The sequence below is a fragment of the Photobacterium sp. DNB23_23_1 genome, from assembly GCF_052873815.1.
Map to the genome: position 1 here is coordinate 86,064 of NZ_JBNNXT010000007.1, position 14,310 is coordinate 100,373.

Here is a 14,310-nt window from a genome sequence, read left to right on the forward strand (position 1 = left end):
TAATTCTACACGAAACCACGAATTATTCAGGTTATATCCCGCTATAAAAAAGGGCAGCCCAATGGCTGCCCTGTCTTAGAGTATATTTGGATTAGGCTGTTTTGCCTTTCGGCTGGTATTTATAAGCCCATAGCATCATCAAAGCTCCACCAATCACCATCGGCAACGACAGGATCTGTCCCATACTGATCCAGCCACCAAACAAGCCCAGATGCGCATCTGGTTCGCGGAAATACTCGACGATAAAGCGAAAGCTACCGTAGCCGAATAGGAACAGTCCCGAGGCAGCCCCTGCCGGTCGTGGTTTGCGGATAAATACGTTAAGGATGATCATTAAGACCAAACCCTCGAGGAAGAATTCATACAGCTGAGAAGGGTGGCGAGGAAGTGGACCGCCGGTCGGGAACACCATGCCCAATGGCGAGTCGGTCACCCGCCCCCAGAGCTCACCATTGATGAAATTGCCCACACGGCCGACGCCCAGCCCAAATGGCACTAGCGGGGCGATAAAATCAGCGACGTTGAAGAAGGTTCGATTGTTTTTGTAGGCATACAAAAACATAGCCGCAATCACACCGAGCAAACCACCGTGGAAGGACATCCCACCGGTCCAAACCTTGAACAAGTACAGAGGATTATCAAGGAACAACGGGAAGTTGTAGAACAACACATAGCCGATACGGCCACCGAGTACTACCCCAAGGAAACCGGCAAACAATAAATCGCTGACCTGATCGCGGGTCCAGCCACTGCCCGGCTTGTCAGCCCGGCGGTTAGCCAACCACATGGCAAACACAAACCCCAACAGATACATCATGCCATACCAGCGGATGGCTAACGGTCCAATTTCAATCAATACCGGATCAATATTTGGAAACGTAAAAAAACCTTGGCTCATCTAATAAATCTCTATTCTTCACAGGCGATAGGCCTATGATGATTATCCCATAAACATTTTGATACTGATAAACAGTAAAAAAACCGCAAATATTTTCTTAAGTACCGGTGTCGGTAGATAACTTACCCAAGCCGCACCAAAACGTGTCGTCTGCATTGAGACCAATACGATACCCAATAAAGCCGGCAGGTACACATAACCCAAGCTCATCGCAGGCAGCGTTTGCTCACCCACACCCGCCAACACAAACCCACTCATGCCAGCAATCGCAATCAGTACACCCGAAAAAGAGGCACACCCGATGGCCCGGCGCATTTCTACCCCGTGCCAGTTCAAGTAAGGGACCGTCAACGAACCACCACCAATACCGGCCAGGCTAGACACAACCCCGATCACCCCACCAGAGCAAAATGTGCCCACACCACTCGGCATATCACGCTGAGCGCTAAAGCGCAGTGACAACAGCATTTGGGTTGCCAGCAATAACACAATAATGGCAAAAATTTTCGGCAACATCGATGAAGGCACTAATTCTGCGACAAAACTGCCACCCAGCCCTCCCAAAATGACTCCCGGAGCCAAGCTGCGAACGATGGCTAAATCCACATTACCTAGCTTGAAATGGTTACGCGCCGACGAGCCCGAGGTCAAAACAATGCTCGCTAGGGACGTTCCCAGAGCAATATGCATCACCATATCGGCATCAATACCCGCCTGAGGCAGCAACCATACCAGCGCCGGTACCACCAGCAAACCACCACCAATCCCCAACAGGCCAGCCAGGATCCCGACCACGCCCCCCAGAGCCAAGCACCAAGCAAACACCCATAACTCGTTTGCATACAAAGGTACCATGTCGGTCATGCTGCTTATACCAACCAACGAAAACGGTTATACCAACCAACTAAAACGATGACTTTACTTACCAGCACGAATGAACCCACCCAAGCCATGGCCATCAACAAACTCAATAGTATTACGCCTTACTTCATCGGCATAAGTCGCCGATAAGGCGAACTCCGCCAACTGTTCCATGTCGCTGACCGACACGTGACGCAAAATGTATTTAATCTTTGCAACGTTACGGGTATTCATACTGAGCGAACGATACCCTATTCCCACCAGCAACAAGGCACCAATCGGATCACCGGCTAACTCGCCACATACGCTGACCGGCAGCTCAAGCTGCTGGCTGACGTCAATAATATGCTTGAGAGCATGGATTACAGCAGGGTGTAGCGCATCATAGATACCGGCAACCCGTGAATTGTTCCGGTCAACGGCCAACAAATACTGAGTTAAGTCGTTGCTACCGACCGAAATATAATCGACCCGCCCTTTCAAGGCCGGTAACTGGTAAAGGATGGAGGGAACTTCAATCATTATACCGACCCGTGGCCGGCGCAATACATACCCTTGTTCAGCCGCTGTTTTTGCCACCTCGGTATAGGCTCTCTCTATCAAGGCCAACGAATCGTCCAGCTCAGCAATTCCGGAGATCATTGGCAACAGGATATCCATGTTGTCATGCCCGATACTGGCTTTCAGCATCGCCCTAACCTGAATTAAGAAAATCTCTGGATGGTCGAGGGTGAAACGGATCCCGCGCCAACCCAAGAAGGGGTTATCCTCTTCAATAGCCAGGTAAGGTAACGGTTTATCACCACCAATATCCAGCGTGCGCATGACCACCGGCTTGCCGCCATAGGTTTTGAGAATAGATTGGTACTGCTGGGTTTGTTCTTCTTCCGAAGGAAAGCTGCGCTGCAGCAAAAAAGGGACCTCGGTACGGTATAAACCAACACCGTCAACACCGCGGTTGACCGCTATACTGGTATCTGCACTCAACCCTGCATTGAGGAAAATATTAATACGTTCATCATCAAGCGTCGCCGCGGGTTTATCCAACCCAGTTTCGACAACTTCGGCCAATTCCTGCTCTTCTTTCTGCAAGCGTAGGTATTCAGCCAGTACATGACGATTGGGATTGACCAGCAGATCGCCACGGTAACCATCGACAATGACTTGGCTGTTATGAATTTTTTCCGGAACAAAATCGACCCCCATCACAGCAGGGATCCCCAGCGCTCGGGAAAGAATCGCGGCATGAGAGTTCGCGGCCCCTTCCTGGGAAACCACCGCCGCCAGCTTGTCGCGCGGGACACTAGCCAGCATTGCAGCGGTCAATTCACGAGTCAGTAGTACTACCGGCTCATCCCAAGAGTGCTCAGTGGCTTTCTCGTTGGCCAAAAAGTACAACAACCGCTGGCCGAGCTCGCGGATATCCTGCACTCGCTCTTTGAGGTAGGCATCCTCCATATTGGAAAAGCGAACAGAATAGATTTCCACTACCTGGCGAATCGCCCACTCGGCCATGTCGCCACCGGCAATTTTATGGGACAGATCCTTGCGCAGCATGGGATCGTTGAGCAAATGACTGAACAAGTCGAAAATCGCCAGCGTTTCCTTGTGCAGTTCACTGTCGAAACGCTTGCGCAGCCGACGAAACTCCGCACTCGCCAACTCAATAGCAATACTCAGACGCTCTTGCTCAGCATCCCGGTCCAAACAAGAAGCCGGGGCCACCAACTCAAGCCGGGGCTGGTTATCATCCCACCAAGCACGGGCAACCGCGACCCCGGTTGACGCAGCCGATCCCATCAAGTGCAAACCGTTATGTTGATCCGGCCACATACCCTGCGCCTTGGCATGGGCCAGCAATACTGCCAGCTGCGCGGCTAGCGTGACCATAAAGGACTCTTCACTTTCGTCGAACTCGCGCTGTTCACGCTGCTGGATCACCAGTACCCCGAGCACTTGGCGCTGATGGATAATTGGCGTACCAAAAAACGAACTGAAGGACTCTTCCCCGATCCCGGGAAGATGTTTGAAATGAGGGTGATGCCGGGCATCGGCAACATTTATGGGCTCAGCCCGGTCGGCAACCAAACCAACCAGCCCTTTACCAAAAGGCAAGCCGACATGACGGTGGGGCTTTTTAAGCCCCTTGGTAGCCATTAAGGTGAAGCGCTGGCGTTGGTGATCGGCAATGTATACCGAGCAGCACTCGGTCTTCATCGCCTTACACGTACTGATCACCAGTTGTTCAAGGGCATCAAGCAGACTCGGGGCCGTCGCCACCTTTTCAACAATTTCTCTTAGTTGCGTCAGCATAATCCGCCCCGCTCCCTACCAACAGGCCTAGCCGCGCTTGCCCCGGCGCTTTTTTCGCTCTTTGCGCTCTTTAAAAGGCATAGCTATAGCAGCAAATTCTTTTAATGCTCTGCGATAAACATCTCGCTTGAAAGACACAACCTGACGCACCGGGTACCAATAGCTGACCCAACGCCAACCATCGAACTCTGGCGTACTGCCACGTTGCATATTCACCTTTGACTCATCGCACTCTAGACTGAGCAGAAACCATTTCTGCTTTTGCCCGATACAAACCGGCTTGGAATCCCAGCGCACCAAGCGCTTGGGTAACTTGTAACGAAGCCAGTGGCGACTTGACGCCACAATTCGTACATCCTTCTTGGTTAGCCCTACTTCCTCGTATAATTCCCGGTACATGGCTTGCTCAGGGGTTTCCCCTTCATCAATCCCACCTTGCGGAAACTGCCAAGAATGTTGTCCATATCGTCGAGCCCAGAATACTTGGCCATGGCTATTACAGATCACAATACCCACATTAGGGCGGTACCCATCGCCATCAATCACTGGACGACCTCAATTAAATCTCTATTAATAGTGATTTTTTCACAGACAACTCAATGGGTAAACAAACATTGTTATTTATCCGTCTATTTTACTAGCCAAGCCTCATTATCTGGATAACTTTCGGTGACTGGATACTTTATGAACACCCCAATGAGACATAGCCCACATTTATACACGTTTTCTGTGGATAGATTTGTTAAGAAGCCGTCAATCCAGAGGATTACTATTGAGTTTGTAGTAACTAATAAATAAAAACAGAGACTCAACATTAAAGTAAAAACCTTAATAAACATGAATTAAAAACCAAAAAAGCAACTCTAACCACGTTTTACAGCTCGTATTTTTGCACCACCAACCACGATCGGTCAAAGATCAACCAATCATCATTTTATCCACATCAAAAAGCACCAATCACTCAAAAAAGCACCAGGAAACTGATTAATTTACCAACCAACACCTGTATAAATGCACAGACAGGCTGGTGGAAAGTTTTTCCTTCATCCCCCTGTGGATAACTAGATAATAGGATCCTCTACGGCGGCTATGGTAGGATCTCCTGCCACAAAGAAGGTAAACGTCATGCAACCCACCCCGAAGACTGAACAGGAACTTTTGATGCGTGCCAACGCTCTCGCGGGAATGACCCTCGGTGAACTGGCACAGATCGCCAATATTGTCGTCCCGCCGGATCTCCGCCGTGACAAGGGCTGGGTCGGGCAATTGCTGGAGTGGCACCTCGGTGCCAGTGCCGGTAGCAAACCGGTGCCTGATTTCGACGACCTGGGCATTGAGCTCAAGACTATTCCTGTGGGATATCACGGCAAACCGCTGGAAACGACCTTCGTCTGTGTTGCCCCGCTAATAGGACTGCATGGCCTATGCTGGGAAAACAGCCATATCCGCCATAAGCTCGCACGGGTACTATGGGTCCCGGTTGAGGGAGAGCGAGACATTCCTCTTGCCGATCGTCATGTCGGCTCTCCGCTACTGTGGAGCCCTTCACCAGAGGAAGAGCAACAACTCCGGCAGGACTGGGAGGAGCTGATGGATATGATCGTACTCGGCCAAGTTGAGCAGATCACCGCACGCCACGGTGAAGTACTTCAATTGCGCCCTAAAGCGGCAAACAGTAAAGCGCAGACCGAAGCATACGGCGCCAATGGCCAACCGATCAAAACCCTGCCAAGAGGGTTTTACCTCAAGACCCAGTTTACCGCCAGCCTGCTGGAAAAGTACTTTATCCTTTAGGCACGGTTATAGCGCAATCGTCATATCCTCACGGCAGTTACTCAGCAGCCCATCAGGCGAAAATTCATCATAGGGGTCAATGACCCTTAGTGTCACACTGGTGATCCCCAGCGGCCGCAACAGCTCCCTCACCTGCTCGATGGACTGAAACTTAACCATATCCCCACTTTCGGTTTTGAGCGGCTCGAGGTGATGCTTGTATTCCACTTCGATCAGGTAATCAGAACACCCTGCATAACTTGTCAAAATACAAGCAGGAGTAGCCCCGCCTCCCGCTTTGGTCCAGTGTTTCAGTTGTGACAGCTTCATCGCGCCTCCCCCAGCGTTACTCTGCATTACCAGTTTCGACAATACCTAACTATTAGTCACAATCCCTAACCCAGCAAGGCTAAGGTAGGGACCTGCCGAGGTGCTGTAGGACTTCTCACACTATAAAACTCGCGCTATAGTCGAAGACAGAACATCTGCTCAGTCCAAGGAGGGCTAATGAAATACCACAAGATCCCCCACTCGAGCCTTGAGGTCAGCAAAATCTGCCTCGGCACCATGACCTTTGGTGAGCAAAACAACGAACAAGAGGCACACAGCCAACTTGATTTAGCCTTTGAACGCGGGATTAACTTCATTGATACCGCCGAGATGTACCCTGTTCCACCCAACGCACAAAGCCAAGGGCTCACCGAAACTTATATTGGTAGCTGGCTAAAAAAAACCGGCCAACGTGACAAGGTTATCCTTGCGACCAAGGTGGCTGGGCCCCGCAATTTACCTTATGTCCGACCGGACATGGCCCTCGACAGGCGCAATATCCACGACGCTGTTGAAGCCAGCCTCAATCGGTTGCAAACCGACTATATCGACCTGTACCAACTGCACTGGCCACAACGTGAGACTAACTGCTTCGGCCAGCTCAACTACCAATACCAAGAGGATCATTCCGGCGTTACCCTGACAGACTCGCTTGAAGCACTCGCCGAATTGGTCAGAACGGGGAAAATCCGCTATATCGGCCTATCCAATGAGACCCCTTGGGGCGTCATGTCATTTTTACGCCTGGCCGAAAAGCACAACTTGCCACGAGTGGTCACCATCCAAAACCCCTACAACCTGCTCAACCGCAGCTTTGAAGTCGGTTTGTCGGAGATCAGCCACCATGAAGGGGTCGAGCTACTGGCCTACTCACCACTCGCTTTCGGTACCCTTAGTGGTAAGTACCTAAATAATGCCCGCCCGGAAGGAGCCCGCTGCAGCTTGTTCGAACGCTTTTCGCGTTACTTCAAACCGCAAGGCATTGCCGCTACCGAAGCCTACGTCAATATTGCCCACAAGCATGGCTTGAACCCTAGCCAGATGGCACTGGCCTTCGTCAACCAACGTCCTTTTGTCGCCAGCAATATCATCGGCGCCACTACGCTCGAACAACTTAACGAAAACATCGACAGCCTAGATGTCGAGCTAAGTGAAGAGGTGTTGCAGGATCTGCAACAGGTCGGCGTTCAATATTCCAACCCTTGCCCTTGACTTGCCAATGCCCCCGCCAGCAAATCGCAGGCAAAAAAAAAGCCCCCGTAATACGGGGGCCAAAAAACATTAGCTCAACCAACTTAGGTAGACACCTTTGTTGATGCCCGGCTACTTTACCTAAGCTTCCACCCTTGCTCTAGAGAGCATTCGTCGCAAAGCGTTGGTAAATGTTACAAGCCATGACGGTCTCTCCCTGTCGCTAACAGTTCGTCATGTTTTCCTCCCTCCGCAACCGTTTTACGGAGGGAGGCATTACGTCACGAGTCTAGATTTGTATTCCCGTCTCAAATTGCGAACCTTACGACTCGCAGAGGTGCTCAGTAGATGTGGGGCCATACGCTGCTCTTCATCGATACCGATGTCTTTTAGCATATAAGCCGAAAGATGGTACGGCAGGTGGACCTGAACACGACGGTGTTCTCGACGCCACTGGGCATCCTCACGTTTTACATCGAGTTGGACAAGAAAGACTGCAAGGCGTAGATATACTGATTGGCGCATAATTGTACTCTCCAAATAATTACAGATAGTTGGAGGGACACAGATCCTGCCGTTCAGGCTGACAACATAAGCAAAAACTTAGCTAGCCGCGACAGAAATCCGCGGCCCATTTACACAGCGGATTGCCGTTAATGATTAGGTTTGATGCAGGTCTCACCGAATGAACTGGTGTACGACATCGTGATAGTAACTGGCATATCAGCTCCTCCGGTAATAAGTTATGAAGATGTGAAGTATGGGTTTATTGTAACAAGTAGTGGATACAAAACAACCACCTAGGCTCGATTGCGGTGATAAAAAAACAATGCTCTGCGCATTAGCTTGGCCCCGCAGAATTTGATGAATTATTCACCGCTATCACGTATAACGCCAGACAATGCCACCAGTTTCAGCTTTGACGAAAGTGTTTGGGCGGTGGCACTAAATCATGCTTGTTGAGCAGGCGGTACATGGTGGCCCTCGACACCCCCAGCTCCCTGGCAGCAGCTGATATTTGCCCTTTATTGTTTTCGAGCACCGTCAATATTGCCCCACGCTCCGAATCAGCCCGGATTTTTTTGAGGCTTTGCTTATCGTCCATCACTCGGGGTAGATCAAGGTGATCGGCTTGTAATACTTTATCATCAGCCAACAAAATAGCCCGCTTGATATGGCCTATTAATTCCCTGACATTGCCAGGCCAAGAATAACTCACCAGTAGCTGGCCAGCTTCCGATGATAGCTGCTTGACCGGGCTATTGTACTGACGGGCAAATTTCAGCATAAAAAACTCGGCCAACAGCACGATATCTTCGCCCCGCTCACGGAGTGCTGGCACCATCACCCCCAAGGCATTAAGCCTAAAGTACAACTCCTCACTGATCAGCCCGGACTCCAAAAGTTCTTCTTGAGAATAACGGGTTGAAACAATAACCCGAGTATCCACTGACACTTTTCGGCCCGAAACCATAGTAAAGGCTTCGTCTTGTAGCAAACGAACCAATTCCTGCTGGCGCTCGAGATCAAGCTGGGTAATTTCATCAAAAAACAGCACCCCACCATCTGCTGCGGCTAGGCAACACTCAGCCGGTTTACCAGTCGCTAGCTCTGCCATCCAGCTCTCTGTTAATGCTTCGCAATTCACACTGACAAACGCCCCCTTGCCACGGGTCGACGCTTGGTGGATAGCCTGGGCAACCAACTCCTTGCCAGTGCCGATCTCTCCCTGGACCAAAACCGGGACATCTGCCATCGCGATCCTTTTGACATGATGACGAAGCTTTTTCATTGCTGCCTGCTCGCCCTGCAAACCAGATTGACCAAACACTCCGAGCTGCGGCCACACCCTATGCTCCAATTGGAGCATCCCTAACTGGTGACCGATGGTGCCGAGTAACTGAGCTTCAGGTACCGGGTCGGTGAAGTAATCGATACAGAAGTTAACGATAAACTGGCAAATAGAATCATGGTTAAGTTGACGCTCTTGTACCAGTGCCAGCCAGCGCACCTGTTTGTTGCGGTTGACCAGCCCAGCCACCCCTTGCAGGCTAAAGTCATCCCGAGTGAGATCGACAACGCCAATACAGGGGCCAATTTCCAGCATCAACGATTCGGCAGCACGGAGATCGTAACAGCGATGGCAAGCCCAGCCCGCTTTCTCCAGTACCTTTATCCAGGTCGGTGCCCCACCACCTAAAATCACCAATGTCCCCAAGACAGAACTGTTTCCCTTTGTTCTTTTCATCCGCGATACCTTCTCGGCCAGAGCATCCTTATTGGCTAAGGTGCCATTTCAGACATAGTCTGTAACCAACCAGTTAATACAATCCAACTAATGCGCAATTAATTTAATATTAAAATTGTAGCTAAGTCTGGCGATAGACAAAAATTTTAGACGCAAATAAAAAAAGCGCCCGAAGGCGCTTTCATGTTTCATCCCATTGAGACCTATTGTTAACTCACCGTAGCGCGCTCAGCCTGAAGCTCTGAATCGGTTTCAACGGCGGTGCCGATTTCATTTTCTGATTTCGCCACAATGGTGTTGACTGCCGTGTCACCGACCACGTTCGAGCTGGTGCAGAACATATCATTGATACGGTCAACAGCTGCAATGATTGCCAAACCTTCAGGTGGTAGGCCTAGTTGGTGCAGCAGCACACCCACCATCACCACACCACCACCCGGTACACCACCGGCACCGATAGAGAGCAGCAGGATAGTCAGACCAAGAGTGAAGATATCAGCACTATTGATTGGCTGGCCGAAAGCATTGGCCACGAACAGCGTTGCCAGGGCAATGTAGATAGATACCCCAGACATATTCATCGTTGCCCCCAATGGAACACCAAAGCCAGCCACAGATTTCGACACACCAATTTTGTCAGTCAGTGTACGCATAGTTACAGGAATCGTTGCATTCGAGCTCGCCGTTGATAGCGAGAACAGGATCTGTTCGCGAGTATGGCGGAGAAACTCACTCGGCTTGATACCGGTTGCCAGACCCACCATCATTGGGTAGAAGAAGAAAATCCAGAACACCAGCATCGAGACAACCAGAGCCACATAACCGGCTACTGACATCAAGGTGTTGGCATCCAAAGTGGCACCCAGTTGGATCATCAGGGCAAACACGCCGAATGGCGCTAAGCTCATCACCAGGCCAACCAGCTTCATCATGATCTCATTGGCCATTTTAAAGGTCTTGATGGCAGGGCCACCACGGGTATCCAGTGCCTGAATCGCCAGGCCGGTCAGGATCGCCATGAAAATGATCTGCAGCATATCGCCATTGGCAAATGCCTGCACCGGGTTACTCGGTACGATGTTTACAATCAGTGAGAAGATATCCGGGGTTTCTGTCGTCGTCAGTTCAACGGCTTCCGACACGGTACCGGCCAAATTGGCATCGGCGCCCGGTTGGAAAATCATCCCAACCGTTAAGGCTGCGGTAATGGCGATGATGGTATTGATAATGTATAGGGCAAAGGTTTTACCACCGAGGCGACCAAACGCGGTAATGTCTTTCAGTTCAACGATGCCGCAAACAATCGACACATACACCAAAGGAACAACCAATAGCTTGATCAACGAGACAAACATGCCGCCAGCACCTTCTGCCAAGCCGAGCACATAAGTATCCATCAAGGTCACGCCATTAAACAGGTACTGTATTGCCGTACCGATGATCAGGCCGGCAAATAAGCCTGCAAATATCTTTCCTGATAGCGATTTCTTCATCGTCCATCTCCAGTCTGTTGTGCTTTAAAAACTATATTTAGTTCCCATTCCCGCTGTCCATCACGAGATTGGGCGTCATTTTACACAGTGAACACAAACTTAAAAGAATAATTTTTACAATCCAGATACAATTTAAACACATCATTAATCACCAGAATCAGACGATAAATCCAAAACAAAACACTAAAATCCATGCAAAACGGTAACTTATTCACACTATCAATAGCACAAAGTTTGGCGATATATGGCTTTGTATACATAATTATCAATTACGGAAAACGTGCCCCTCATCACACCCACGCGTTTACTATACGAACATTTTGTAACCAGATTTATTATTGGAAACTATTAAAAAGGCCTCTCTGATCCCAATCAGAAAGGCCCTTAGATTGCTTTGATAGCCAATAAAAAAGCCACCCGGAGGTGGCTTTCATCATTCACAATCAGCGTGGATTAGTCGTTGTTCTGCGGGCGCATAGCCGGGAACAAAAGGACGTCACGGATAGTGTGAGTGTTGGTGAACAGCATTGCCAGACGGTCGATACCGATCCCCTGACCCGCTGTTGGCGGAAGACCGTGCTCCAACGCTGTAATGTAATCAGCATCGTAGAACATGGCTTCGTCATCACCGGCATCTTTCGCTTCAACCTGTGCCTTGAAACGTGCGTCTTGATCTTCAGCATCGTTAAGCTCAGAGAAACCATTCGCCACTTCACGGCCACCAATGAAGAACTCAAAGCGGTCAGTGAAGAACGGGTTGTCATCGCTGCGACGTGCCAATGGCGAGATATCTGCCGGGTAGCCCGTAATGAACGTTGGCTGGATCAGTTTCGGCTCAGCCGTTTCACCAAAGATCTCCTCTAGCAACTGACCACATGTCCAGAAATCTTCCACTTCAACGTGAACAGACTTGGCAATAGAAACCATCAGCTCACGGTTCTGCAGATCTTCTTCTGTCAGCGCCTGGATTTGCTCGTGGTTCGGGTTGTAGTGCTTGATCGCTTCAAACATGCTCATACGCGTGTAGGTACCGCCGAACTCAACCGTCTCGTCACCGTAAGGCATCGCCGTTGAACCCAGTACTTCCATCGCAACCGTACTTAGCATCTCTTCCGTCAGATCCATCAAATCTTTGTAGTCCGCGTAAGCCTGGTAGAATTCCATCATGGTGAATTCTGGATTGTGACGTGGCGATAGACCTTCGTTACGGAAGTTACGGTTGATTTCGAATACACGATCGAAACCGCCCACAACCAAACGCTTCAGGTACAGCTCTGGTGCCACGCGCAGGTACATGTCGATGTCCAGTGCATTGTGGCGAGTGATGAACGGACGCGCTGTCGCACCGCCAGGGATCACATGCATCATTGGCGTTTCAACTTCAAGGTAGTCTTTAGACATCATGAAGTTACGAATTGCAGCTACCAGCTTAGAACGGATGATGAACGCATTACGCGAGTCGTCGTTAACGATAAGGTCAACGTAACGCTGGCGGTAGCGCATTTCCTGATCAGTCAGGCCGTGGAATTTTTCTGGCAGAGGACGCAGTGCTTTGGTCAGCAGCTCGTACTCGTCCATGTTAACGTAAAGGTCGCCTTTACCTGATTTATGCAGGGCTCCTTTAACACCGATGATGTCACCGATATCCAGACCTGAGTATTTTTCTTTCAGCTCTTTCTGAACGTTCTTGTCAGCGTAAGCCTGAACACGGCCAGAGACATCTTGAATCGCAAGGAAAGGACCTCGCTTAGCCATTACACGGCCAGCAATTGCTACTACGTTACCCGCTTCAGCAAGCTCTTCTTTAGTCAGTTCGCCGTATTTAGCCTGCAGATCTGCCGCGAGGCTATCGCGACGGAAATCATTTGGGTGGCCGTTTGCCTTGCAATTTTCGCGGATCTTATCCAATTTCGCGCGACGTTCAGCAATCAGCTTATTCTCATCTTGTAATTGATCAGTCATGGGTTAACCCTTAAATGTTTTAACCGGAGTCGGTTACAGACCTGATTTCAGGCTGGCTTCAATAAAACGGTCTAAATCGCCGTCAAGTACGGCCTGGGTGTTACGATTTTCCACCCCGGTACGTAAATCTTTAATACGGGAGTCATCCAGCACATAAGAGCGGATCTGGCTACCCCAACCAATGTCAGACTTTGAGTCTTCATTGGCTTGCTTCTCAGCATTTTGTCTCTGCATCTCAAGCTCGAACAGTTTCGCTTTCAACTGCTTCATCGCCTGATCTTTGTTCTTGTGCTGAGAACGGTCATTCTGACACTGCACCACGGTATTGGTCGGCACGTGGGTAATACGTACTGCCGACTCAGTGGTGTTTACGTGCTGACCACCTGCGCCCGAAGCTCGGTAAACATCAATACGTAGATCAGATGGGTTGATCTCGATATCAATGTTGTCATCCACTTCCGGGTAAATAAATGCTGATGAGAATGACGTATGACGGCGGCCACCGGAGTCAAATGGTGACTTACGCACCAAGCGGTGAACACCCGTTTCTGTACGTAACCAGCCGTAAGCATATTCGCCGCTAATACGGACAGTTGCCGACTTAAGGCCAGCTACATCACCTTCAGATACTTCGATAACTTCTGTTTTGAAGCCCTTGGCATCTGCCCAGCGCAGGTACATACGCAGCATCATAGACGTCCAGTCCTGTGCTTCGGTACCACCCGAACCAGCCTGTAGATCGATATAGCAATCTGAGCCATCGTGATCGCCAGAGAACATACGACGGAACTCAAGCTTGGCCAGTTTGCTTTCTAGCTCAGCGAGTTCTGGTTCAATCTCGTCAAATGTCTCTTGATCTTCTTCTTCAATCGCCAGCTCAAGCAAACCTTCGACGTCTTCCACGCCTTGGTCCAGCTGATCGATCGTATCAACAATCGCTTCTAATGATGAACGTTCTTTCCCCAGCGCCTGTGCGCGATCGGGTTCATTCCATACATCAGGTTGCTCTAACTCTGCATTGACCTCTTCTAGACGCTCTTTCTTAGCATCATAGTCAAAGGTACCCCCTAAGGATATCAGTACGTGCTGATACATCCTCAAGTCGGTTTTTAATAGGATTAATCTCGAACATTGCCACTCTTCATAGCCGAAATGGACATAACCGAAGGATTCTATCGAATTGTAGATAGAATATACAGTGGAAAGGGAAGGGAATCGGCGAATTTATTTTTTTAACCCGA

12 protein-coding genes are annotated in these 14,310 nt (G+C 49.9%); 2 read left to right on the forward strand and 10 right to left on the reverse strand.

All coding sequences use genetic code 11. From position 1 onward, the window contains the following. Nucleotides 1–91: 91 nt before the first annotated feature. From lgt to rppH, 4 genes are read right to left on the reverse strand one after another with little or no spacing between them, the layout of a single operon-like run. On the reverse strand, nt 92–898 hold the full coding sequence (gene lgt / locus ACVA53_RS06715; RefSeq protein WP_446504755.1) for a prolipoprotein diacylglyceryl transferase: 807 nt from the start codon (nt 896–898) through the stop codon (nt 92–94). A 42-nt stretch (nt 899–940) separates the two neighbouring features. After that, nucleotides 941–1,762, reverse strand: a complete 822-nt coding sequence (locus ACVA53_RS06720; protein WP_446504756.1) for a sulfite exporter TauE/SafE family protein — start codon at nt 1,760–1,762, stop codon at nt 941–943. A gap of 54 nt (nt 1,763–1,816) precedes the next feature. Beyond that, entirely contained in the window at nt 1,817–4,072 is a 2,256-nt protein-coding gene (gene ptsP, locus ACVA53_RS06725; RefSeq protein ID WP_446504757.1) for a phosphoenolpyruvate--protein phosphotransferase, read from the reverse strand. A gap of 27 nt (nt 4,073–4,099) precedes the next feature. Continuing rightward, entirely contained in the window at nt 4,100–4,618 is a 519-nt protein-coding gene (gene rppH / locus ACVA53_RS06730) for an RNA pyrophosphohydrolase (RefSeq protein WP_039465987.1), read from the reverse strand. A gap of 579 nt (nt 4,619–5,197) precedes the next feature. On the opposite strand from rppH, the gene mutH reads away from it, so the two are divergent. Further along, nucleotides 5,198–5,866 carry a DNA mismatch repair endonuclease MutH gene (gene mutH, locus ACVA53_RS06735; protein ID WP_255041911.1) on the forward strand — a complete coding sequence of 223 codons (669 nt, stop codon included), beginning with the start codon at nt 5,198–5,200 and terminating at the stop codon, nt 5,864–5,866. A 6-nt stretch (nt 5,867–5,872) separates the two neighbouring features. Here mutH and ACVA53_RS06740 read toward each other — a convergent pair whose 3' ends face one another. Further along, nucleotides 5,873–6,175 (reverse strand): DUF6482 family protein, encoded by a 303-nt coding sequence (locus ACVA53_RS06740; RefSeq protein ID WP_255041910.1) that lies wholly within the window; start codon nt 6,173–6,175, stop codon nt 5,873–5,875. A 177-nt stretch (nt 6,176–6,352) separates the two neighbouring features. On the opposite strand from ACVA53_RS06740, the gene ACVA53_RS06745 reads away from it, so the two are divergent. Next, nucleotides 6,353–7,387, forward strand: a complete 1,035-nt coding sequence (locus tag ACVA53_RS06745; RefSeq protein ID WP_446504758.1) for an NADP(H)-dependent aldo-keto reductase — start codon at nt 6,353–6,355, stop codon at nt 7,385–7,387. Between the two features lie 255 nt (nt 7,388–7,642). Here ACVA53_RS06745 and ACVA53_RS06750 read toward each other — a convergent pair whose 3' ends face one another. From ACVA53_RS06750 to prfB, 5 genes are all read right to left on the reverse strand, one after another. Then, a complete protein-coding gene (locus ACVA53_RS06750) occupies nt 7,643–7,891 on the reverse strand; it encodes a hypothetical protein (protein ID WP_446504759.1) in 249 nt (82 codons plus the stop codon). A 388-nt stretch (nt 7,892–8,279) separates the two neighbouring features. Beyond that, nucleotides 8,280–9,614 (reverse strand): sigma-54-dependent transcriptional regulator, encoded by a 1,335-nt coding sequence (locus ACVA53_RS06755; protein ID WP_446504760.1) that lies wholly within the window; start codon nt 9,612–9,614, stop codon nt 8,280–8,282. 209 nt (nt 9,615–9,823) lie between these two features. After that, complete coding sequence (locus tag ACVA53_RS06760) at nt 9,824–11,107, reverse strand: dicarboxylate/amino acid:cation symporter (RefSeq protein ID WP_446504761.1); 1,284 nt, start codon at nt 11,105–11,107, stop codon at nt 9,824–9,826. A gap of 453 nt (nt 11,108–11,560) precedes the next feature. Further along, on the reverse strand, nt 11,561–13,069 hold the full coding sequence (gene lysS / locus ACVA53_RS06765; protein WP_446504762.1) for a lysine--tRNA ligase: 1,509 nt from the start codon (nt 13,067–13,069) through the stop codon (nt 11,561–11,563). A 33-nt stretch (nt 13,070–13,102) separates the two neighbouring features. Then, nucleotides 13,103–14,201 (reverse strand): peptide chain release factor 2 gene (prfB, locus tag ACVA53_RS06770; RefSeq protein ID WP_255041902.1). Its coding sequence is split into 2 segments (ribosomal slippage): nt 13,103–14,125 and nt 14,127–14,201, totalling 1,098 coding nucleotides; the frame shifts between segments, so codons are not numbered across the junction. Nucleotides 14,202–14,310 lie beyond the last annotated feature (109 nt).

Excerpts from the sequence above, each read along its gene's own strand:
- ACVA53_RS06750 (WP_446504759.1), bottom strand. The coding sequence starts at position 7,891 with ATGCGCCAATCAGTATATCTACGCCTTGCAGTCTTTCTTGTCCAACTC.
- ACVA53_RS06760 (WP_446504761.1), bottom strand. The coding sequence starts at position 11,107 with ATGAAGAAATCGCTATCAGGAAAGATATTTGCAGGCTTATTTGCCGGC.
- ptsP (WP_446504757.1), bottom strand. The coding sequence starts at position 4,072 with ATGCTGACGCAACTAAGAGAAATTGTTGAAAAGGTGGCGACGGCCCCG.
- lgt (WP_446504755.1), bottom strand. The coding sequence starts at position 898 with ATGAGCCAAGGTTTTTTTACGTTTCCAAATATTGATCCGGTATTGATT.
- lysS (WP_446504762.1), bottom strand. The coding sequence starts at position 13,069 with ATGACTGATCAATTACAAGATGAGAATAAGCTGATTGCTGAACGTCGC.
- ACVA53_RS06740 (WP_255041910.1), bottom strand. The coding sequence starts at position 6,175 with ATGAAGCTGTCACAACTGAAACACTGGACCAAAGCGGGAGGCGGGGCT.
- mutH (WP_255041911.1), top strand. The coding sequence starts at position 5,198 with ATGCAACCCACCCCGAAGACTGAACAGGAACTTTTGATGCGTGCCAAC.
- ACVA53_RS06720 (WP_446504756.1), bottom strand. The coding sequence starts at position 1,762 with ATGACCGACATGGTACCTTTGTATGCAAACGAGTTATGGGTGTTTGCT.
- ACVA53_RS06745 (WP_446504758.1), top strand. The coding sequence starts at position 6,353 with ATGAAATACCACAAGATCCCCCACTCGAGCCTTGAGGTCAGCAAAATC.
- ACVA53_RS06755 (WP_446504760.1), bottom strand. The coding sequence starts at position 9,614 with ATGAAAAGAACAAAGGGAAACAGTTCTGTCTTGGGGACATTGGTGATT.